Origin of the sequence: Stieleria sedimenti (genome assembly GCF_025060895.1) — a bacterium.
Lineage (GTDB): Bacteria > Planctomycetota > Planctomycetia > Pirellulales > Pirellulaceae > Stieleria > Stieleria sedimenti.
Genome location: NZ_JANZKV010000059.1, coordinates 23,355 through 44,912, shown reverse-complemented (window position 1 = coordinate 44,912; position 21,558 = coordinate 23,355). Strand labels below are relative to the sequence as shown.

The window sequence follows — 21,558 nt, the reverse complement described above, 5'->3', positions numbered from 1 at the left end:
CTTAAGCCCCACAACGCGTTTTGGTCAGCAGATTCATCATGACATTCAAACGCATCAATGCATTGCAAATCCTGCTTTCCGCGATCGTTGCGGCGGCGATGGTTCTGTCGGCATTGCACTGGCGCGACTTGTCGATTCGTGCCGCAGCGGGAGATGGAAATGCGGAAACCGTCTTGGAATCCTCAAGTTCACCCAACTTGCGGCGGGCAACCCATCAACCGTTGCTGGCCAGCCCCAGAGCTGACGCCGCTCTGACGAACAACCGTTGGCAGAATCAGCTCAACAGCGGGTCGGAAATCCAGCGGGTAGCACACGGCGAGGTCAGTCAGTTCGGCGGCCAGAGCTCGGATCCCAATCCGGTGCGTTTGGCGCGGTTAATGCCGCTCGACGACACACCAGTCGATGCGGCCGCCAACGGGAACGACTCCCAGGTGGGCACTGCTGTGAAGACCGCCGCGGAAACCTTTCTCAAGGGTGCCGTACTGAGGTTCTTGAGTAACGACGGCACACCACTGGACCCTCAGCCGGAAGGCGGGTCAGACAAGAAATATCGCCTCGATCGCAGTCACATCAATCATAAAGTTGAATTCACCTTCACCCCGGCTTGGTCACAACAGGTGATCGAGTCCGCGACAATCCGAATCGAAACGAAGACCGGCCGGACGCTGGGATCATCCGTTTCTCTGTTGGCTTCCCAGCTAAAAGCAAAAGCCATGGTGTTCGACTTGAGTAGCATCGCGAACCAAGGCGACATCGAGATCTCATTGGCCGCAGTGATCGATTACAAGGACAGCGACGGGCAGTTGCGTCAAATCGAGGCCAAGGGAAACTCGTGTTCGATCACCGCAGATTCGGTCGGTCCGATCGTGGACCACGTGGAAGTCGGCGGACCTGTGGACGCCCCCAATGCATTCCGCTTGTTCCTCCGGGATCAAGATTTTGAGGTTGCGCCCGGAAAGCTGCTCAAAGAAGCATTCACGGTCTACCAACTGCTCGATGAAGGCAGGGCGACGAAAGTCACGATCGCGGAAGCCAACATCAGCAACGAAACGTTCGGTAACAGGACGACAAAGGTTATTGTTCTAACGTTTGCCAACCTGCCCTTCGGATCTTACAGGCTGTCCGTCCCTTATCTTTCCAGTGACGGTGTTCTTGTTGACGGTGTACAAAATCCTGCCGGTGCAAACGGTGCGTCGGGAGAATCTCGAGAGCTGATTGTTGATGTTTACGCCAAGGCAACGCAGGGCGAGAGAGTCGAGTTCCCTGAATTCATTTCAACCCTCGAAGCGGCCGAACGCAAACGACGGATCAACCCGGCCGACAAGGTCGAGACAACTGTCGTGCGACTTTACTACTTTCGCGATGCACATCGGGTCGCACAATTAATCAATCGAACGGTTGAACCCCACAACCGTGCCGCGGTCGAGCAAGCCGAGATTCGCGCGGCCAAGGCGCGGAAAGATGCGGACGAACTCACACGGCAACGACGCAGCGCCGAACGCAAAGCGGTCAAGGATGCGGAAGACCTACGTCGGATCGAAAACGAAATCGCCGCTGGACGTCGGGACCAGGCGGCCATCGAAGCTGAAAAACAACAGATCTATCGCACGATCCAGATCAATAATCAACGCATCGCCACGCTGAAAGAACAACTCAACGTGTCTCCGACCGGCGGCGGCGGAAGCGGAGCCGACGGCGGGACCACGCCTGCCCCGGAACCTGAAGGTGAAGTTGTCTATTCCGAAACAAGACCTTCCCCCTTTCGCATTGCATCGGCACTGATCGAATCACCGACGGCGACCGCATTGCCTGTAACCAGCGCTACGATCGATCCAAATGCCAAGCCGGGCACAATTCAAGCACAAATCAATGACCTGATTCGCTCCAACGAGCGGTTGACCGCACGCTGGAACCTGCTGGACAGCGAGAACGACCGATTGGAAGACTTGACCGAAGCTTTGGATGGCAGGAGGAATACCGCTTTTGATTCCAACGAAGAGGCCTTGGACCTCTCTGAACAAGAAGAGATTGCCAGAGCGGACCAATTCCGGTTGGAGGTGGCTGCGGCTCACGAAGATCCCGACACCTACGGCGCCGCGAAACTGGATTCCGTCGACCCCGTCGCACAGGTGTCGATCAGTGTGATCGGCGAAGGTCTGATCCAGCTGCGCGGCCCACGCAAAGGCATCAATGTCATTCGCACCATGATCAACCAGATTGACGCCCCGGTCGGTCAGGTGAAAGTCGACGTGATCACCGCCCAGGTCAATGGCGAGAACGGGGCGAGAATGGAGGCGCCGGTAGGCAAAATCGATGCCCAATTGAAGATCTCACGCGGACTGACCTCTCAATCGCTGATGCTGCTCCGTCGAGCGATCCAACAGGAAGCGACGCTGATCGCAACGATGCACGGAACCGGCCATTACCAAATCGACCGCGACAGACGTTATCTGTACGAGTTCTTCGGCCGCGATTTCATCGATGAACTCTACGAGATGGATTCTGAGTTTCTTAACAGCGAGAACAAGATTCTCGGCTTGCATTCGATGGACACCATCAGCTTGCACCAGGCGCTGTTTGTACTTGCCTTGGCCAAAAATGACGTTCGCCAGAGGATTTTGGCAAACTTCATGCAAATGGTACGAAGCGATCTGATCGAGGCCGAATTCAACATGCGACGATCTGCGGAAGTGTTTCCGCACAAAACCCGATTCTGGATGCCACACCACGACCGCGTCAATCGCGAGGAAATTGCTTACGAAGGAATCGCGCTGAACAACAATCAACGATACCATTTCACGCATTTGATGAACTTCTTCGGATCGATCCAGGGGGGCTGTGTCGCCGGTATCGATGGTTTCGGCATCGCAGGGGATAGTGACACACTTAACCCGGTCCAACGCGAGTTCATTCGCTTGGCACAGATTTTTAAGTCACGCCTGATCACAGAGCTTGAACTCAAGCAGAGAGTGATTGAAAGGACGATGATTGAAGACAATGTCCTCAACGAGATTCAAGAGGAGGAAGAAGCCCGTAACAGCCTGCGTCCACGCGTTCTGCAGTTATCGCGAGAGATCCAAGAACAGCGATTGACTGCGTCGCATGATCTGGCGACGGCGCAAATCGATGCGGAACAATGGCAGGATCAGATTCAGCAGTCTTTGGCGTTAGGGAAACAGCAGGCCGCAGAATTTCTATCGAAAGTTGAGACGTTTATTCGTTCGACGGAATATGACACCCTCGTCGACGGTGATCCCAAAGCGGTTGAGATGGCACGTCAGACCAGGCCGTTGCTCGCCAAAGTCTCGCATCTTGCTGATCACGCTTCTCCACGTACGCAGAACCTGATCAAGCTCAAAAATCTGATTTCAAAATCCGACCGAGTTTTTGAACTCATCGAAGCCGGAGATGCCTCTGGGATCGTATCGCTGATCGAGATGGAGGAAAATCAGTTCCTAGCCGATCAACTTGAAGATCTGATCGTCAAAGTCACCGAAGAATCGGATGAGTTTTGGCTCGCCTATAACCGGCTATACCGTGAGTACATCCAGGCAGTCAATCCACTTGCATTCAACTACCGGACTGCCTTAGATGCTTACCAAGAACTGAAGCGTCTGGAACGTTCGCTGCAAAATCCAGACAACCACCGCGAGCTATTCGGTCTGGTTGATTCGGTTCACAAGACGGCACGGGGACTGGCCCAAGTCGAATTGCAGTATTCCAATGCCAAAGAATTCCTGCGTCAGACTCGCAGCAGCCTTGAACAGAAGAAGCTGCTCGACTTCTTGATTCAGGAACAGGAGGAGAAACTGGTCGACCTGCTCGAGGGCACACGTTCACGGGTCGCCGCTCTTGACGGCTATCTCAAACGGCTCTCGGTGGCGTTGGAAGACGATTTCCAAGTTCAATTTTACGATCCGGCGTTTGTTCGGGTACGAAGCGCTTCACGCCACATGGACGTCACCTTCGCTCAGGTCGAACGCACTTCAATTCTGACAAACAATCGGGCGTTCGCGAAAGTCAGCCCCCAGGCGACGATGGAATTTGATCTGCCGAAACGAAAAATCGCGATCGTCGAAGCGCTCGACGGCGCCAAGGCACTCGCACAGGACTACGGGGCGCTGCTGCAAGATCCTACCTTCTTGTCAGCGTTCCAATTGATGGGCGGAGCGCCGTCCAACGGCATGATGCAAAATGTCTACCCTGGATTGCCATCGAGCGGCGAACAAGAACAAATGGGGTTTGCACCGCTTCCCGACCAGCAATCCGGTTCCGCACTTCAATCGCTCGTCCCCGACCCGTCGATCTACAAAATTGAAACGGGAACGGGGTATGAAATCCGTCCAGTCATCCAGCCGGACGGGATTTCTATCGTGTACGATTTCAATTACATGTACACCACGAACGTTCGAGAGCCGGTTCGCGCCGACGAAAAACATCTCGGCCGTGTCAAACGACACTATATCAACACACAAGTACAAACGACCAGTTTCGAACTTCGTCGCGTGAGCCGCTATCAGGTGGCATTAAAAGCAGCTCGCACCTCGCAAGGCGTCCCCCTGTTGCAAGACATCCCCGGTGTCGGTGCGTTGTTCCGACCGGCACCAAGCGCGGAGTCGTCGATCCAGGAGAATATCATCCTGGCCCAATCGGTGGTCTACCCGACCGTATTCGATGTCATGGGGCTGCGTTGGGCACCCAGCGTCGTTGATCTCAACCACCTCTCGGTGCGTGATCGCGAACACGTCGTACGTGGACGAAAGCAACTCGTGACCGATTCCGTCTTTGATGAAACCACTCGTACGGTCGATGAAGTGCTGGGGCTAAAACGCCGCGGCAAGGAGTACGACCGCCCTGACTTGTATCACCGCCAAGCACAACCGTCGCCGTACCACCCCGGCGGATACGTCTACCCCGGCGTCACGCCACAGGACGATCCCCGAGGCAACGGATTCCTGAAACGAGAGCGGCGTCCGAGCGAATTCCAGGATCCGCCATTCGATCATCGTCGCCGCGTTCCAATGAATCTGGAAGACGCCTCGTCAACGCCGGTTATCTCGAATGACGCCTATGAAAGCATCGACTTGGGGAGCATGATGGAAAGCTACCAACCTTGAGCGGCGGCCAGCCCTGCGTCGCGGAGGCAGAGTGCCTAGATCAGGCAGGTGACCCCATTGTGTTTGACACGCTGGTAAGTTTCTATCAAGAGCAGTTCTCGCAATACACTATAGAACGAACGCCCTTTCTGACGGAAGCAGATATCGGATTCCACTAACTGGCGTGCACGCGAAATGGGCAAGGGCCGCATGAAGCCCATCGCGTTATTGACGATCCGCTGAAAGATGAGACTCGCAGATTCATTCGGTTCGCAACCGGCGACAGCGATCGCAGCGCGAGGAACCGTCACCGGAGCTGCGGCCATCGCGACTTGGGGTGTCGCAAAGCTGGCGGATTCGGCAACCGATGGATGATCGATCAGCGGATGCGTGTCGGCAGTGAAGCTTTTGGGCTCCCGAATTCCGACAAGCACCTGACCGCCCGACGAAAACACCTGGAATTCGGAAGTCGAGTTGCTGATCCACTCAACGAAAAGTCGCCCGAATATTTCATTCGCCCGGGCAAGGGATTGCGAAAAGCGAACTTGCACAGCGGCTAGAACGACGGCATAGGGCTTGGCACCTTCCATGACCATTTGCAGGACGAGTTCTTCGATGTCGGAATCATTTAGACTGTCATCCATTTCAGTTGCCCCGTTCGGTGCATTTGTAGATTGACGTTCTTCCGCATCGTCGGCGAGGTGTTCCGATGCAATTCTCGATGCAGACTCATCCTCCGTGTTTTCTGGTTTTAATGTGGTCTTTTTCTTGGTCTTCTTCTTTGCCATCAGTTTGCGACCTCAAGAGTACAGTCGGGAAAAAGTCGTTCGGTACCTAGAGTGCATGACCGAGAGATGGAGCCCCCACCGCTTGTCCGAGAGGTTGTCCCGCAGTTCCCGGCACGTGCATTCGGAAGCTTGTCTCGTCGATGATTTCGAAAGATAATTTGGCTCGATGATCATTGTCCGCCGAATCGGACTTAAAATCAAATGTCAGGTATTCTTCTTCGCCGGCACTCAGACGTACGGTTTTGCAACAGGTCACATAGTCCGTGCCACAATCCTGACAGGCAGCGGCGTTGTTGAATTTGCAAGGGCAGCGGTCTTTCCTAAGCCCCACCTTCACTCGCACCTCCCGGCTTCCTTGATAAGGAATTCCCGACAATACATAGTGCCGATGGCTGCTCCAGTTACGATTTCGAGTTGGGTTGTCGTTGATCGTCACGTAACTGCCGCTAGGAACACTCAAGTGCAAGATGGCGGTTCCCATGGGTGAATGAACAGGCCAGCCGACCGAATTCGCCGCCTCGTTCACGAGGGGAACTGCAGCACGAAACGATTCTGGAATCACCTTCGGATCGGGATGGACAAAATTCTGCGATGGTTCGCTGGGGGCCATCGTTTCAGGAACCGGAATAGCCTGAATAGGCAGCGGCTCAACCGGCGGAAGACCCAAACCCGTCGACGGTGGTACTAGAGCGGACGCATCCGTTGCAACATCGAGGCCATCGGGTGGGTTTGCAAAAGCTGTGGAAAACGGCGTCATCAAGGCGAACAGAACCAGCATTGTCTTCAAGGTGCGTTTCATCATGGATCCTTTAAATTTGGTGGCTATTCAACTGGAAGCTTCCGTAACTTCACCTGCAGTTCTTTGACGCCCGAGGGGTCTGCCGGGGTCACCGGAACCTGGAAGAACAGAGACACAATCTTGCCATGATGTTGGTGGAGGAACAGTTTGAGGTCCTGCACGTTTTTCACTACGGTTGGTGCTGGAGGAGTGGCGCCGGTGGGTTGCACCTTGAAAATGACATCGCCCACTGCCAATTCATGAAAGTCATACGGTTTCGTGATCGGCGGCGTCTGTACATTGAATAGCCGCTGAGCCGGAGAATCAGGAAACACTTCTGTGACCTGTACAGCGCTGCTGCCGTCAGCGAGTGGATAGACGATTCCACGAACTCCAAGGACGATGATCCCGGGATCAATCGGTTTGACTGCGGCAGCGGAAGACGCTGCGAGCAAAAGTATGGCAAGCGAGAAAGTCAATCGACTTGTCATGGATCTCCCCAAAAAACTTGATGTAGAATCGAATGCAAGACAAAGGCTTTGTTCGAAATCGTTTTGCAATCTTCGTTAAGGCGTTCGCAACCGACAGGCTAGCCGCCGCGAAGATCTCTTTCCGCATTGAATGCCAGCGTTCGCCAAAGACGAGACGCAGGATCCCTTTTCAGGAGGCATTTTAATCCGCACATCCCGCAGATGGGTAACCAAACCACCAAAAAACATCAGCGGTCAATCTCAACGGTCATTGATCCGCCGCCTGTTGAGCAGGCCGCCGACAGTGGCGGTTTCCTATTCCTTCGCGATTGATGCCAACTCGTCACGCAGTATCGCCATCGTCTCGGCTTGATAACGTTCGACTCGCTGTTGCGCCGCTTGTGCTTTCTGTCGCGCCGATTCCGGGTTGCGGGCCAGCTCGAGGATGGCCGGGACGATGTCGGGAACGTCGGCGGGGTCGTCCAGGTTGAACAGCCATTCACCCAGCCCGATGTCTTCCCACATGTATCCTTTGGACGTCTGTTCGGCCCAGCGGCAGACGATCGCAGGAATTCCGTGGCCGATGCACATGATCGGCGAATGCATCTCGTTGCCGAACAGCCCCGCACTGCGGACATAGACGCTGATCGCCTCGCCCGTTAACCAGTAATTCGGACGCCAGACCACACGCTCGCGGACGTCGGCCGGCAGGCGATGCAGGATCACCTCCTTGCCCACCTGCATCTGCGTTTGGTCTTCGGGACAAAGCAACACTTTCAAGTTGGTCGTCCTCGCGATCTCGATGATCGCCGCCCGCAACTGTGCGTGGTCGTGCTCCTTCATCTCTTCATTGCGAGCGTGTTTGACCGGGTCAAACGGACGGTCTTTGATCAACCAGTAGGGTGTGTAACGCAGCCTGGGAATGCAGCACAGGAATTTGCCGGTCTCCAATCCGTTCTCGGCCAGAAACGCATCTGCTTTTTCGTCATCACGCAAATCACAGGCGAACGCGCCGTCGGGGCCGAACTGCATGATCGGTGCCGTGCACCCCTTGTCTTTGGCGAGTGCCAGTGAGTGTGAATCACGGAAAAACACAAACGCCGCGTCGCTGAGCACACGAATCGTTTCGGCCATCGCCGCAGCCGAAGTCGCTTGGGTCGCACTGGATTTCTTCGGCGGCAAGGTGATCCCGTAGATGCCGTACGGCTTGCCCGTTTCCTCGGCCCAACGAACGACATCGCGCTGCGCGACGAGGGACGCCCCCGATCCGTGCAACAGAAAATCGCACTCAGCAAACGCGGCCTTGAGCTGATCCGCTCCCTTGACGATCCGCAGTTCAGGGAATCGCGCCAACAATAATTCTTCGACGCCATTGTCCACGTTGCTCGGCCATAACGTAATCTTGACCTCGGGAAGATGCGTTTCCAAAATCCGCAACACGCCGGGTGTATGGGCGATGTCGCCGATATTGACGGTCTGCCACGACGATCTCAACAGAATGTGCTTCGGGCTCGCCGGTTCTGCGCCCGTGATGCTCTGGCCCGCTGTCGTCGCTGCGAGCAAGGCCAGTAGTTTCCGACGGGTGATCGCGTTGCGTTCCAATGACGCCATCTTTCATTCCTTGGAAAAGAGTGTGGGGCCCTGATATTAGCCACTTCCCGGGTAACATCGTAGTTGCCGCTTGGTGCCCGCGCAATGCCTTTGACTTTGGCACTCAAGGAGTGAGCGGAACAACGCGAGCGGGCTGTCGATTTAGTTGATGTTTCGAAATCAATGCCATGATGACAGCCCGACGCGTCAGCGAGGGGCGCCGCGCTGCCCCTTGCTTACGCGTGCGGGCTTAAATCGACAGCCCGCGAGCCGTCCGGTTCCAGCTTGAAAACACCTTGAAATACCGGAGGGCTCGCGCCCTACCGCTAACAAACAACACCCCGGTTGGCGTCAGAGTAGGTGGCATGGTGTCCCTGCCCCAACGTGAAACAGCGAACACTGCGATTCACCGCTCGACCCTCCCGGCCAGGGAGGGTGACTTTAAAACTGCACGACCTCAAAAAGCATGGGTGATTTCCATGAGTCGATGCGAATGCTCGGAGGCGGGTTTGAGTCGCATGATTGGAGTTATCGAGGCATCGAACTTGCCGCAGCGTGGGTCGAAGGCTAGAATCGACGTATGAACTCCCCCCTTCTTGCCCTGCTGTTGATCGTCAATTTGTTGGCGTGTCCGGTGCGTTGCCTGTCGTGCGAAACGACGGTGGCGGTGGGCGAGGAGCGCGCGGCGGAGACGTGTGCTTGCTGTTCGCATTGCGACCAAGCCCCCGTCTCGGAGCTGCCCACCCCCTGCGGTGATGAGTGCAATTGTCAGAGCTGTATCTGCGAAGGGGCCGTCATTCAAACCGATAGTGAGCTGCCGGATACGGAACTCCTGGTCAGCTGGGAACAACCGACACCGGCGACGGTCGCTTGCCTCGCCGGTCAAAGGGTCTTCCTGACGCGTCACGCGTTTGCCCGCGCCGGGCAACTTCTTTGCGGTCGCGATCTGCGCGTAGCGCACCAGTCTTGGCTGATATGAGCCGGCCAGAGCATTTGGACCGGCCAGAGCAACGGAACGTCTGAGAGTTAGTCGACGATTGCGCCCTCGTCGTTCGCCGTTTGCCCCAACCTCGAACCGGACGAACAAATGTAGGGCATGCTGTGCATGCCGTCTGTAATGTAGGGCATGCTGTGCATGCCATCTGTCACGAGCCAACCGTCACGCACAGCGTGACCTACCGAAGACAAGGTTTGAGTCCTCGTTTGATGTTACTACCCTGGGAATACGGTGTTCGCAATCTGGCCCGACGGCCGGTGCGGACGGCATTGACGCTCGTCGCCTTGGCGACGGTGGTGATGTTGGTATTCGTCGTCGTCGGTTTCGTTCGCGGCATGGAGCAATCACTGTCCGTCAGTGGTGACCCGGACGTCGTCTTGGTCTATTCGGTGAACTCCGAAGAAAACATCGAGAACTCGTCGATCGCCGCTCGGACGCCGTCGTTGTTGACCGCCAGTTTGCAGGGAACGGTCAAACGGTTCGGCGTGACACATGTATCGCCTGAACTGTATCTGGGGACACGCGTCAAAAGCGAATCGGGCGAAGAAGGTCTGGGACTGGTGCGTGGCGTCACCCTGTCCGCGCCGCTGGTCCGCCGCTCGGTCAAGTTGACCGGTGGCGACTGGCCCGCCGCCGGTGAGGTGATGGTGGGGCGTTTGGCAGCGGCCAAGCTGGGCAGCACGGACGAAGCGATGGCGGTCGGCCAAACCATCGAGTTTGAAGGCCGGTCATGGAGAATCAGCGGTCGCTTTGCCGCCGGCGGTGCGGCGTACGAGTCGGAGATCTGGTGCAATCTGGGCGACTTGCAAACGGCAACCAAGCGACAGGATTTGAGTCTTGCGGCGATGCTCTTGTCACCGGGCGGTTCGGCCGCGGAGGTCAAGCTGTTTTGCAAAGAACGCACCGACCTGGAACTGCGTGCGAGCCGCGAGACCGATTACTACGCGACCCTACAGCAGCACTACAAACCCGTTCGATTGCTGGCATGGTTTGTGGTCGTCTTGGTGTCCGCCGCGGGGGTCTTTGCGGGTTTGAACATGATGTACGGCGCGGTGGCCGGACGGGTTCGTGAAATCGCGACGCTGCAAGCGATCGGATTTCGTCGACGTGCGATCCTGGTCAGCCTGGTCCAAGAAGCCGTCTTGTTGGCGGCGGCCGGATCGCTGCTCTCGGGTGTGATCGCGCTGACAATGCTCAACGGCATGGCCGTGCGTTTCACGATGGGTGCGTTCACGTTGCGCATCGACAGCGTCGCAATCTTGATCGGTTGCGGCGTCGGATTGTCACTGGGCGTCTTGGGCGCGTTGCCCCCGGCGTTGAAAGCGTTGCGATTGCAAGTCGCAACGAGTCTGAAAGCAGTTTAGGAGTTTACCGAGGAGATTGAAGATGAAGAAGTTTTTGAACATCGGTTTGGCGGCGTTGTTCGTGTTCGCCACTGGATGCAGCGACAATGCCGACGTCGCATCGGATCCGAGCCAAGCCGCAACCGACCCGGCCGCGGCGGCGTCACCGTACGCCGCCGAAAGCGAGCCCGAAGGAGCGATGCCGGTCGGTGAGGCACGCGAGAAGACCGAAGATGGCCAGCAGGTCACGTTGGTCGGCTTGGTCGGCGGATCGAGCGAACCATTCGTCGAAGGCTTGGCCGCATTCACCATCGTGGATGCCAAGGTGCCCTACTGTGCCGACGACGAGGGATGCCCGACACCCTGGGATTACTGCTGCCAAACGGATGCGGTGAAAGACAACATTGCGACCGTCAAGATCGTCGACGACTCGGGCAATCCGGTGGCCCAAGATGCACGTGAGTTTCTCAGCGTCAAAGAACTGTCCACCGTCGTCGTCACCGGCAAAGCCCAGCGCGATGACCAAGGCAATCTGACGGTTGCGGCCAATCAAGTCTTCGTGCGACCGGGCAAGTAATCATGGCGAACACTCCGCTCGACCTCAGCCAACTGGCACTCGACCGTTCGCCTCGGGAAGACGCGACGCCGACCAAACCGCGCCGCAAGCGTTGGTTGACTCGGTATGTTTTGCCGATCGGCATCTTGTGCGGGTTCATCGCCCTGCTGGTTGCCGCCGCGGGCCGGGGGCTGATGCCACGGCCAGCGGTCACGGTCGTGCCGGTGGTCGTCAAGCGAGCGGAAGTTCAGCAAGCCGGGACGACTTTGTTCCAAGCGCCCGGCTGGATCGAGCCCAGGCCCACCGCGATCAGCGTCCCCGCGTTGGCGCCGGGCGTGATCGAAGAACTGCTGGTGGTCGCCGGACAGTATGTCAAGAAAGACGAAGCGATCGCCAAATTGATTTCGATCGATGCAGAACTGAACGTCCAGCAAGCAAAGAACGTGCTGGCGATTCGGCAAGGCGAACTCAAGCGGGCCATCGCCGAGCGTGATGCCTCGCAAATACGTTTCGACAACCCCGTCCATTTGCAGGTGCAATTGGCCGACGCGCAGAGCATGTTGGCCAAAGCTCAAACAGAGCTGGCCAAATTGCCGTTCTTGATCCAAGCTGCCGAAGCGAAGGTAGACTACACGTTCAGTAGCATGGAAGGCAAACGCTCGGCCAAGGGCGCGATCGCCGGCAGGATCATCGCGCGTGCCGAAAGCGACCACGCCGCCTCGCTGGCGAACTTGCAAGAATTGCGGCAACGCGGACCGAACCTGCAGCGAGAAGCCGACGCCCTCAACCAAAAAGTAACCGCGCTCAAGCAGCAACTTGAGCTGCTGGTGGAAGAAACACGCCAACTGCAAGAGGCCGATGCCAAAGTGCAATCGGCCGACGCGTTGCGAGAGGAAGCCGAGTTGCAATTGCGACAGGCGGAACTTGCGTTGCGGCGAAATGTCGTTCGGGCGCCGATGGACGGACGCGTGCTACGCCTGGTCGCTGCACCGGGGACACGCGTGATGGGATTGACTGCAAACGCAGGTCACAGTTCGAGTACCGTGATCGAGATGTACGACCCGGATCGATTGCAAGTCCGCGCCGACGTCCGCTTGGAAGACGTCCCCATGGTCACGCGGGGGCAGCCTGTCCAGATCAAAACGGCCTCCTCAGCAGACGTCATCCAAGGTCGCGTGCTGCAAACCACCAGTTCCGCGAATGTTCAAAAAAACACATTGGAAGTCAAAGTGGAATTGATCCAGCCGCCGCCGACGGTCAGCCCCGAAATGCTGGTCACGGCGACGTTCCTGGCGCCGGTCATTGCCGATTCGATCAACGAAACAACTGAAACCGAACGGTTGTTTGTCCCTGACGGGCTCGTTCGGTCGGGTGATTCCGGTCCGTCGGTGTGGGTCGTGGACGCCGCTGAAATCGCTCGCCAACGCCCCGTGGAACTGGGCGGATCCAGCGATGACGGACTGGTAGAAATCCGCTCGGGATTGAACGTGACTGACAAGCTGATCGCCAACGGCACGGAGGGATTGAAACCCGGCAGTCCCGTTCGCGTGACAGGCGACGATCAAAACATGGGGATCAAATAAATGGCATTGGTAGAACTGCGCGGCGTGTGCAAACGTTTTCGCAAGGGCGACGAAACGATCACGCCGCTAGACCACATCGATCTGGACATCGAGGCGGGAGAGTTCGTCTCGTTGATGGGTCCGAGCGGCACAGGCAAGAGCACGCTGCTCAACTTGGTCAGCGGCATCGACCGTCCCGATTCGGGGACGATCACTGTCGCCGGAACGGAAGTGACGAAACTGTCGCGAAGCAAATTGGCCGATTGGCGGGCGGCAAACCTCGGTTATATCTTCCAAACGCACAACCTGATCCCCGTCCTGACCGCGTACGAGAACGTGGAACTTCCCACGCTGCTGTTGAAGCTGACGGCTTCCCAACGTCGACAACGCGTCGAGTTGGCATTGGAGGCGGTCGGGCTGAGCGATCGCGCCGATCACTACCCACGCCAACTTTCCGGCGGCCAAGAGCAACGCGTCGGGATCGCCCGAGCGATCGTGGCCCACCCCCAAGTCGTCGTGGCTGACGAGCCGACCGGCAGCCTGGACACGGAAACCAGCGAGCAGGTGCAAACGCTGCTGCAACGTTTGAACAAAGAACTCGATATCACGATGCTGATGGTCACCCACGACAGTGATGTCGCCGCGATCGCATCCAGACAGTTGGTGCTCGATCGGGGAAAGTTTTTAGAACAGAGCGGAACAACACCAACCAGAAAAACGGACGGCGACGAGATGATCAAGCAGTTCGGATAGGAGGCGGGGCCTTGAAATGCACCATCCATTCGACTTGGGAAATCTTCCTACCTCCAAAATCTTCCTACCTCTCCACCGAGCCCAATCACGTCGGTGGAATTCAGGGTCAAAGGCGGAATGCCCGGGCCTCAAAATCCGTTTCACCCCAAATTGAACCATGACCACCTACGTTCTGAAAACCATTTGGCGTCACCGCACACGCACGTTGCTGACCGTGACCGGTGCGGCGGTGGCCATGTTCGTGTTCTGCTTTGTCGGATCGGTGCAAGAAGGTTTGCATCGGCTGACGACGGGAGCGGACGCTGATCGCAGCTTGATCGTGTTTCAAGAGAGTCGGTTCTGTCCGACCAGCAGCCGATTGCCCGAAGACTACTCGCGAAAGATCGAGGAGGTTCCCGGCGTGCGGGAGGTGATGCCGATTCAGGTTTGGACGAATAACTGCCGCGCCAGTTTGGACATCGTTGTTTTCCAAGGAGCGGACCCGGAGCAGATCCGGAGAACGAGGCCACTGACGTTGACCGATGGTGATTGGCAGACCTTTTCATCCCAGCGTGACGCCGCAATCGTCGGTCGCAATGTTGCCCAGCGACGCGGGTTGAAGACAGGGGACCCGTTTTCGATCGGAGAAATCTCGGTCAACGTGACCGGGATCTTTGAATCATCGGTGCCCTCGGAAGAAAACCTGATCTACACCAGCCTGGCGTTTCTGCAATACACACGCGGGCTGGACGCGGCGGGACTGGTCACGCAACACGAGGTGCTGTTGACCGACGACGCCGATCCGGATCGTGTTGCCAGCGAAATCGATGCCGTGTTGCGATCCGGGCCCGTTGCCACGCGGACACGACGCAAAGGGGCGTTTCAGGCCAGCACGCTCTCGGATCTTGTCGACTTGATCGGCTTCGCCCATTGGCTCGGATACGCCTGTGTCGGCCTGGTGCTGTCGCTCGTCGCCACCACGACCGTGATGAGTGTTCAAGACCGCATCAAAGAATACGCCGTCCTGCAAACGATCGGCGTGCGACCGCTGCGGGCAATGCGATTGGTGTTGGCCGAAAGCACGATCTTGTGCGTCGTCGGGGGCATCAGCGGCACGCTGCTGGCGCTGGCGGCGCTCGAAATCGGCGGCTTCGCCATCGGTGCCGAAGGCGCCACGATTTCATTTCAGCCTTCGCTGGCGCTGGCCATCACCGGTACACTGGTCTCGGTGATCGTGGGCTTGGCCGCCGGAATCGCACCGGCGGTACAGGCCGCCAGCGTCCCGATCGTCAACGCGTTGCGGCAAGCCTAGTGCTCCGGCTACGCGCTGACATCCCTCCGGGATACTGCAATCGCTGAAGTGATCCCCGAAGTAGCGCCGCGCTGTCCTCCGACTTGTCGTTCGCATTGTTGACGAGTGGCGTCAACGCGTCCCTCCCTCGTTGAGAACCGGTTACGGGTACAATGCTCGATCTCAAATCGACCGACAAACGCGTCCAATGGAACCTATCAACGATGCTCAAACGTTACATCCTTGCTCCAGTCTTGATGCTGTTCTTGATCACTCCCGCGGGGGCGGACGACGGGTGGCAAGCGGGCGTCGCGAAGCAGAACATCACGCCGGACGATGCGATGTGGATGGCCGGTTACGGCAGTCGCGACCGGCCGTCGGAAGGCAAATTGACCGACTTGTGGGCCAAGGCTCTGGTGCTGCAAGACGCGTCGGGCAATCAAGCCGTGCTGATCACGTTGGATCTGGTCGGAATCGATCGTGAACTGGCGATGGCGATCACCGACCAGATCCAGAGCGTCCACCAACTCGATCGATCGCAGATTGCGATCTGCTGTTCACACACGCATACCGGCCCGGCGCTCAAGCGGAACCTCGCACCGCTGCACTACCTGATCGTCGATTCGGAACAACAGAAGAGGATCGAAGCGTACGAGGAGCGTCTGCGACACCAAATCCTGGCCGCCGTCGATGATGCATTCGTGCGGCGACAACCGGCCGCACTCTCCTGGGGAACCGGAACAGCGACCTTTGCGACCAATCGGCGTGAAAATCGACCCGAAGGCAACGTTCCGCAGTGGCGGCGGGAAGGGACATTGAAAGGTCCCGTGGATCATGATGTCCCGGTGTTGGCGGTCAGGGACCGCCAAGGAAAACTCATCAGCGTGGTCTTCGGCTATGCCTGTCACGCGACGGTGTTGGGCGTTTATTCCTGGTCGGGCGACTACCCCGGTTTCGCCTGTGCGGCTTTGGAAGCATCGCATCCCGATTCGATCGCGCTGTTCTGGGCGGGCTGTGGTGCGGATCAAAATCCGCTGCCGCGTCGAACCGTTGAACTCGCCGAACACTATGGGCGACGACTCGCGACGGCCGTGGAAACGGTGTTGATGACGATCCAGATGCAGCCACTTTCCCCGAAGCTGAAATCGGATTTTCGTGAGATCGACCTGCCGTTGGGAACGCTTCCGTCGCGTCAGCAGATCGAAGCATACTCGCGATCAAAGAACAAATGGGAGGTGGCCCGGGCACAGATGCTGCTCGAGCAACTCGATCGCGGCGAGACGCTGGCGCAGACGTATCCCTATGCCGTCGGCAGTTGGACGTTGGGTGACGACATCGACATGGTCTTTCTTGGCGGCGAAGTCGTCGTCGATTACGCGCTGCGTTTGAAAAGCGAATTACGCGGGCAACAGTCGTGGATCGCGGGTTACGCCAACGACGTGATGGCCTACATCCCCTCGCGGCGGGTGTTGCAAGAAGGTGGCTACGAAGGCGGCACCTCGATGGTCTACTACGGCTTGCCCGCCCACTGGTCGCCCGAGGTCGAACGCCACATCGTCGACGAAGTGCATCGGCAGGCGGCGGAATCCGGGAGCGAGTAGCCCCGCCGCGATCGATCGACGCACCAGTCGATCATGCGGTGCATCTGACACCCGCTTCGCGACGAGATGTGAGCGAGTTTGTCCATTCCCGAGTCCAACGCGACGTCAACGGACGCAGTACAATCGTCTGCGTGCCCACCCGAGCGTCACCTCGCCCGCCCGAACGTTCGTATTTTCCCATCCTTCATCGCCGCACATCCCGCAGTCGTAAGGTTGACTCCCATGAGAATCCGATCCATTGCCTTCCTCACGCTGAGCCTATTCTTCACGCTGCATGTTGCTGCGAAGGAACCGCTCAAGGTCTACATCCTTGCCGGTCAGTCGAACATGCAAGGGCATGCCCAGATTTCGACCTTTGACCACCTCGCCATGGACGCTCAGACGGCGCCGATCCTGGCCGAGATGCGAACGCCCGACGGAACACCGCGGATCTGTGACCAGGTCTGGATCTCATCGATCGGCAACGACGGAACCGAACAGGAACACCACGGTCGATTGACGGCCGGTTATGGAGCGATGGGACGGGAGCCCAAGATTGGACCCGAGTTGACCTTCGGGATCTACATGCAGAAACAGCTCGATGAACCGATCCTGATCATCAAGACAGCGTGGGGCGGCAAATCGTTGCACACCGATTTCCGGCCTCCGAGCGCCGGTCCTTACGAATTCAATGAGTCACAGTTGGCGTCGATGCAAAAGCAGGGCAAAGACATCGACCAGATCAAGCAAGACCGTGCCGAGGCGACCGGCCGCTATTACCGGCTGATGATTGATCACGTGAACCAAGTCGTCGGCGACATCAAACGCGTCTACCCGGACTATGATCCGCAGGCCGGGTACGAGATCGCCGGCTTCGTTTGGTTCCAGGGATGGAACGACATGGTCGCCCGAGACGTGTATCCCAACCGGGACAAACCCGGTGGCTACGATCTTTACAGCCACTTGCTGGCCGACTTCATTCGCGACGTCCGCAAAGATCTATCAACGCCCGAAATGCCTTTCGTGATCGGCGTGATGGGAGTCGGTGGTCCGGTCGACAAGTACGGCCCCAGCCAGCAGCGATACAAAAGCACTCACGATGGCTTTCGAAAGGCCATGGCCGCACCGGCCGCTCTGCCGGAGTTCAAGGGGAATGTCGCGGCCGTCCTGACCGAAAACTACTGGGACGCCGAACTGGACGAACTAAAGGAACGTGGCGGCAAGCTCAAGGCGAAGTCCCAGGAACTGAACAAGGACCCCAGCCTCAGCCGCCAGCAACGCGAACAGGCCTTGGACAAGTTCCGAGAAGAACTCTACACGCCACGCGAGCTGGAAATTTTGAAAGGAAGCTCCAACGCCCAGTACCACTACAATGGTTCTGCCAAAATCATGGCACAGATCGGCAAGGGATTTGCCGAAGCGATGGCAAAGCTGAGCGAATCAGGGCAATGATTAACGCAATCGCCAGCGGACGCTGCTGCGAAGCCCGTCCTGCTCGAATTGCATGTTCAGCTGGATCGAATCGATCCGGTTCATCAACCCGAAGGGCTGCTGCGGGTCGAACGCAGGTTGACGCTGCCGGGTCGGTTCGCCGTAGTTGTCGCTGACCATTCGGAAATCGGTCCAACGCCATTGGTCACCATCCAGTTGCCGGGGATAGAACCCGTACAGTCGTTGATGTTCCGCCGCCGCCTGCTGCACACTCTTTGATCCGCTGAGCATGAAGGGATAGAGCCGTCCCAAGCCGGACATGACGGCTTGGCGATTGGCATCCGACGCGGCGGCGAAGAGCCCCGGCAGTTGTGCTTTGCAAGCCGACGGCGAGACCTGCAGCAGGGCGGCATTTAAATCAGCCGGCGCGACACTGACCACGCGATCGTCGCTGGACCAGGGGATGTTGCGAATCACCAAATAATTGTCGACCACTTCCACGCCATACCGCAGCTTCACGACGCCCAACACGTCCATCGTCCAAACCCATTCGTCCCGATCTCCGACTTGATAGAACGAAGCGCGGAAGTTGCGGTCACGGCGTTCGCTTGAGATCCCGGCCAAAGCTGCTTGACGCAGGTATTGCGACGTCCGCTCGGGCGATTTCGTTTCGACCAGAATGCTGCAGGGACGCGTCAACATGGAAAGCGCGACGGGGATCATCATCATTTCGTTGCCGCCGCCCCGCAGGACATTGCCGCCGAAGGCACCGAAGATGTCGCCACTACCCATCGCGATGATCGGATCGGCGTCAAAGACTGCGACGTGGACACTGGGGCCAAAATCGTCCAGCATCGCCGGGCTTGCACCGGAATAGCGTGTGAAGAACTCCGAGAAATTCCCGGCCACCACCTGCCATGCCATGTCTTTTAGATTCACCGAAAACTGCAGCACCGGCGTCGGTTCAACGATCGGCACACGCAGCGTGGTCTGGTCGTCTTGGTGCGCCATGAACATCTTCAGCCCGTTGTAGATCGAATTGTCGACCAGCGGCAGGATGAACGTGGACAGCTCCAGTTGATCGCGACCGACGTCATCCAATCGAATCGCGATCGGATCGAAAAAGCGGCGCCAATACCGGGAGTAGTTTTCGACATACTGACCATACGCCTCCGCTTCGGCAGGCGTCACTTTGCCCAGGGGAACTTCGGGCAACGTCCGCATGCGAGGCAAGGAATCATAGTGCTCGCTGCGCACCAGTCCGTTTGCGTCGACCATCATGTCCTCACGCTGCCAGCCTTGCGGAAGGTGTCCGCTTTCCACGAGGGCGGGCAGAGAATCAATGTTGGCATGACCATCCAATCGAGCGAGCATGACCTGGGCGGTCAGTGCCTCCATCTCGGCCTTGGCGATCACCCGCCTGCGTTGACCGATCTTTACGCGCGGCCCCACCAGTCGTCGCACGAACGGATCAGACAGATACGCATACAAACGTGTTTCTTCGTTGACCGGCAATTGCGTCAACATGTAGCGAAACTCCGCGCTCGCCCCGAGACTGTCCGCACCGTCTCGCGCGTGAAGGTCGATCGCTTGTTGCAATTCACCGCGGTGGGTGCTGGCAAACAAAAGGTCGTCTCGGAGGGCGAAATACGCAGGGGCGCCCGATTGAGTGGGCAACTCCATCACGGACTCGGTGCCCAGATCCGATGCGCCGAGCAGTCCCAGCAGCTGCCGCAACCGTTGTGGCTGTCTCAATCGCGCCACGATCGTCACATCGGTGCCATCGATGAAGAACAGATCCGGTGCGAACAGCGCCATCTCACTGGTCAGACCAGACGTCAACACGGCATCCACCCAATCTCGGGTCATCCCCAGCCGGGCGAGATAACGCGATTGCAGATTGTACTGAAGGCAATTGCCCGTCAGCGTGGTACCGATGCTGGCAATGAAGGGTGCGCCGGTATCCAGCAACGCCGAAATCGACTCGGGTTTACCGACGTAAACAAAGAAACGATCCGGCGGCACACAGCGGGCCATGTCGAGACTGCCGCCGGGTTGTCCGTCCAACATTTTTTCAAACGGATGCGATTTGACTTCGACACCCGAAAGTGAATCCACATCGATCGTCGCTTTTTGGCCCGAATCGGTCGCGCGCAGCTGTTGAAGTTGCAGGGTTTCTTCGATGGCGGCGCGGCCTCCCAAGACGGAAAACGTCGAGAGACTGCGTTGCGGGTCGGCGTCTGGCTGAGCGGTCTGCCCCGCCTGATCCCAAACCTGCAAGACGCCCCCGTCGGCTGCGATCGCGTAGGGTCTCCAAGCAAATTTTCTGGCGTCGACCAGTAGCTGGCGAAGGTCCGCGTAGGACGACTCGGATCCGTTTGTGGCGTCCCACCGAATCGTCTGCTGCGTGTTCAGCACCTGATTGTCGACCTGCAGTTCCAGCGATCGACCGATCGGTTCGCCGGACACCAGCACCAATCGGTACTGCAAATTGGGTTGCTCGGCGGCGAGCTTGGCGCTGTCGCGGTTGATGATCGGGCGAATCTCCACCTGCCGGGTTTGAATCAATTGCGGGTCGATGGTGACACGTTCGCATTGACCATCGGTGTACAGCACCCAGTGTTTTCCGTCGTCAACAAACGGCCGCAATTCGAATGCCAAGACGGATCGATTTTCACGCGCGACAGTTCGGCGCTGCTTCGGCTGAGACGTGGAAAACTGGAATCGGACTTCGGGGATCAGATGAACAAAGGGGCCTTCCAGCGGCTCGCTGTCGATGAAATCGGCTAGCTCCTCCATCCGGTAATTGGCGGTATCCCAACGCTGTGCAACGTAGTCCCATCGCTTGTCCTTGGCCAAGTCCGCGATCGAACCTGGTCCCACGCCCTGTCCGTCCTGGGCGTACTGACGACAGGCCTCGAACCCCATTTGCACCTGCCAGCGACTGTTACGGATTTGACGTTCTTCCAACGCCGCATACATCCGCTTGCCCAGCTGTCGCAGCCGCGAGGGTTCGGTCGGCATGAGGTACAACTCGCGGACAGCAGCGTGGGATTCGGGCGCCCGTATTCGCCACAGGCCATCGGCCGGCAGTGCAACGGTCCCGACGTAGGCATGCAGTGGGCCGTCGGCGATCTGGCAATGTGACGTGTCACCGACGACGGCCTCGGCCTTGCCCGAAACCGTCAACAACTGCAGCGTGACCAGACAGGCGACAAATCGAGATCCGATTGGCCAGGATTGGAGTGTTCGGTGGCACATGACAGCGGTTCCTGGGATGAGATGCAACTTGAGTCGTGAGCCAAAAGCTCATTCGCGACGGTTCAGCCTATGGGATCAGGGAG

General features: G+C 57.9%; 13 protein-coding genes. 8 read left to right on the top strand and 5 right to left on the bottom strand.

Going from position 1 to position 21,558, the window contains the following annotated elements:
- The first annotated feature begins 38 nt into the window (after nt 1–38).
- The gene (locus tag NZK35_RS09275; protein ID WP_259632254.1) at nt 39–5,117 is read left to right on the top strand and encodes a hypothetical protein; all 5,079 of its coding nucleotides are present in this window, start codon (nt 39–41) and stop codon (nt 5,115–5,117) included.
- Nucleotides 5,118–5,152: 35 nt separating this feature from the next.
- On the opposite strand, the gene NZK35_RS09270 is transcribed toward NZK35_RS09275, so the two are convergent.
- The 4 genes from NZK35_RS09270 to NZK35_RS09255 all read right to left on the bottom strand — a co-directional run bounded on the left by NZK35_RS09270 (nt 5,153) and on the right by NZK35_RS09255 (nt 8,743).
- Nucleotides 5,153–5,884, bottom strand: coding sequence for a hypothetical protein (locus tag NZK35_RS09270; protein WP_259632253.1), 732 nt, complete (start codon nt 5,882–5,884; stop codon nt 5,153–5,155).
- Between the two features lie 46 nt (nt 5,885–5,930).
- On the bottom strand, nt 5,931–6,686 hold the full coding sequence (locus tag NZK35_RS09265) for a hypothetical protein (protein ID WP_259632252.1): 756 nt from the start codon (nt 6,684–6,686) through the stop codon (nt 5,931–5,933).
- A gap of 20 nt (nt 6,687–6,706) precedes the next feature.
- Entirely contained in the window at nt 6,707–7,153 is a 447-nt protein-coding gene (locus NZK35_RS09260) for a hypothetical protein (RefSeq protein ID WP_259632251.1), read from the bottom strand.
- 294 nt (nt 7,154–7,447) lie between these two features.
- Entirely contained in the window at nt 7,448–8,743 is a 1,296-nt protein-coding gene (locus NZK35_RS09255; protein WP_259632250.1) for a polysaccharide pyruvyl transferase family protein, read from the bottom strand.
- Nucleotides 8,744–9,928: 1,185 nt separating this feature from the next.
- Between NZK35_RS09255 and NZK35_RS09250 the strand changes: the two genes are divergently transcribed.
- From NZK35_RS09250 to NZK35_RS09220, 7 genes are all read left to right on the top strand, one after another.
- Nucleotides 9,929–11,083: an ABC transporter permease gene (locus NZK35_RS09250; protein ID WP_259632249.1), complete on the top strand. Its 1,155-nt coding sequence runs from the start codon at nt 9,929–9,931 to the stop codon at nt 11,081–11,083.
- A 22-nt stretch (nt 11,084–11,105) separates the two neighbouring features.
- Nucleotides 11,106–11,639, top strand: coding sequence for a hypothetical protein (locus NZK35_RS09245; RefSeq protein ID WP_259632248.1), 534 nt, complete (start codon nt 11,106–11,108; stop codon nt 11,637–11,639).
- Nucleotides 11,640–11,641: 2 nt separating this feature from the next.
- On the top strand, nt 11,642–13,201 hold the full coding sequence (locus NZK35_RS09240) for an efflux RND transporter periplasmic adaptor subunit (protein WP_259632247.1): 1,560 nt from the start codon (nt 11,642–11,644) through the stop codon (nt 13,199–13,201).
- Nucleotides 13,202–13,933, top strand: coding sequence for an ABC transporter ATP-binding protein (locus NZK35_RS09235; RefSeq protein ID WP_259632246.1), 732 nt, complete (start codon nt 13,202–13,204; stop codon nt 13,931–13,933).
- Nucleotides 13,934–14,090: 157 nt separating this feature from the next.
- Complete coding sequence (locus NZK35_RS09230; protein ID WP_259632245.1) at nt 14,091–15,224, top strand: ABC transporter permease; 1,134 nt, start codon at nt 14,091–14,093, stop codon at nt 15,222–15,224.
- A 152-nt stretch (nt 15,225–15,376) separates the two neighbouring features.
- Entirely contained in the window at nt 15,377–16,804 is a 1,428-nt protein-coding gene (locus tag NZK35_RS09225) for a neutral/alkaline non-lysosomal ceramidase N-terminal domain-containing protein (RefSeq protein ID WP_259632244.1), read from the top strand.
- Nucleotides 16,805–17,026: 222 nt separating this feature from the next.
- Entirely contained in the window at nt 17,027–18,235 is a 1,209-nt protein-coding gene (locus tag NZK35_RS09220) for a sialate O-acetylesterase (RefSeq protein ID WP_259632243.1), read from the top strand.
- Here the strand turns inward: NZK35_RS09220 and NZK35_RS09215 are convergent, their stop codons facing one another.
- Entirely contained in the window at nt 18,236–21,475 is a 3,240-nt protein-coding gene (locus NZK35_RS09215; protein WP_259632242.1) for a hypothetical protein, read from the bottom strand. It abuts the gene before it with no gap.
- Nucleotides 21,476–21,558: the final 83 nt, after the last annotated feature.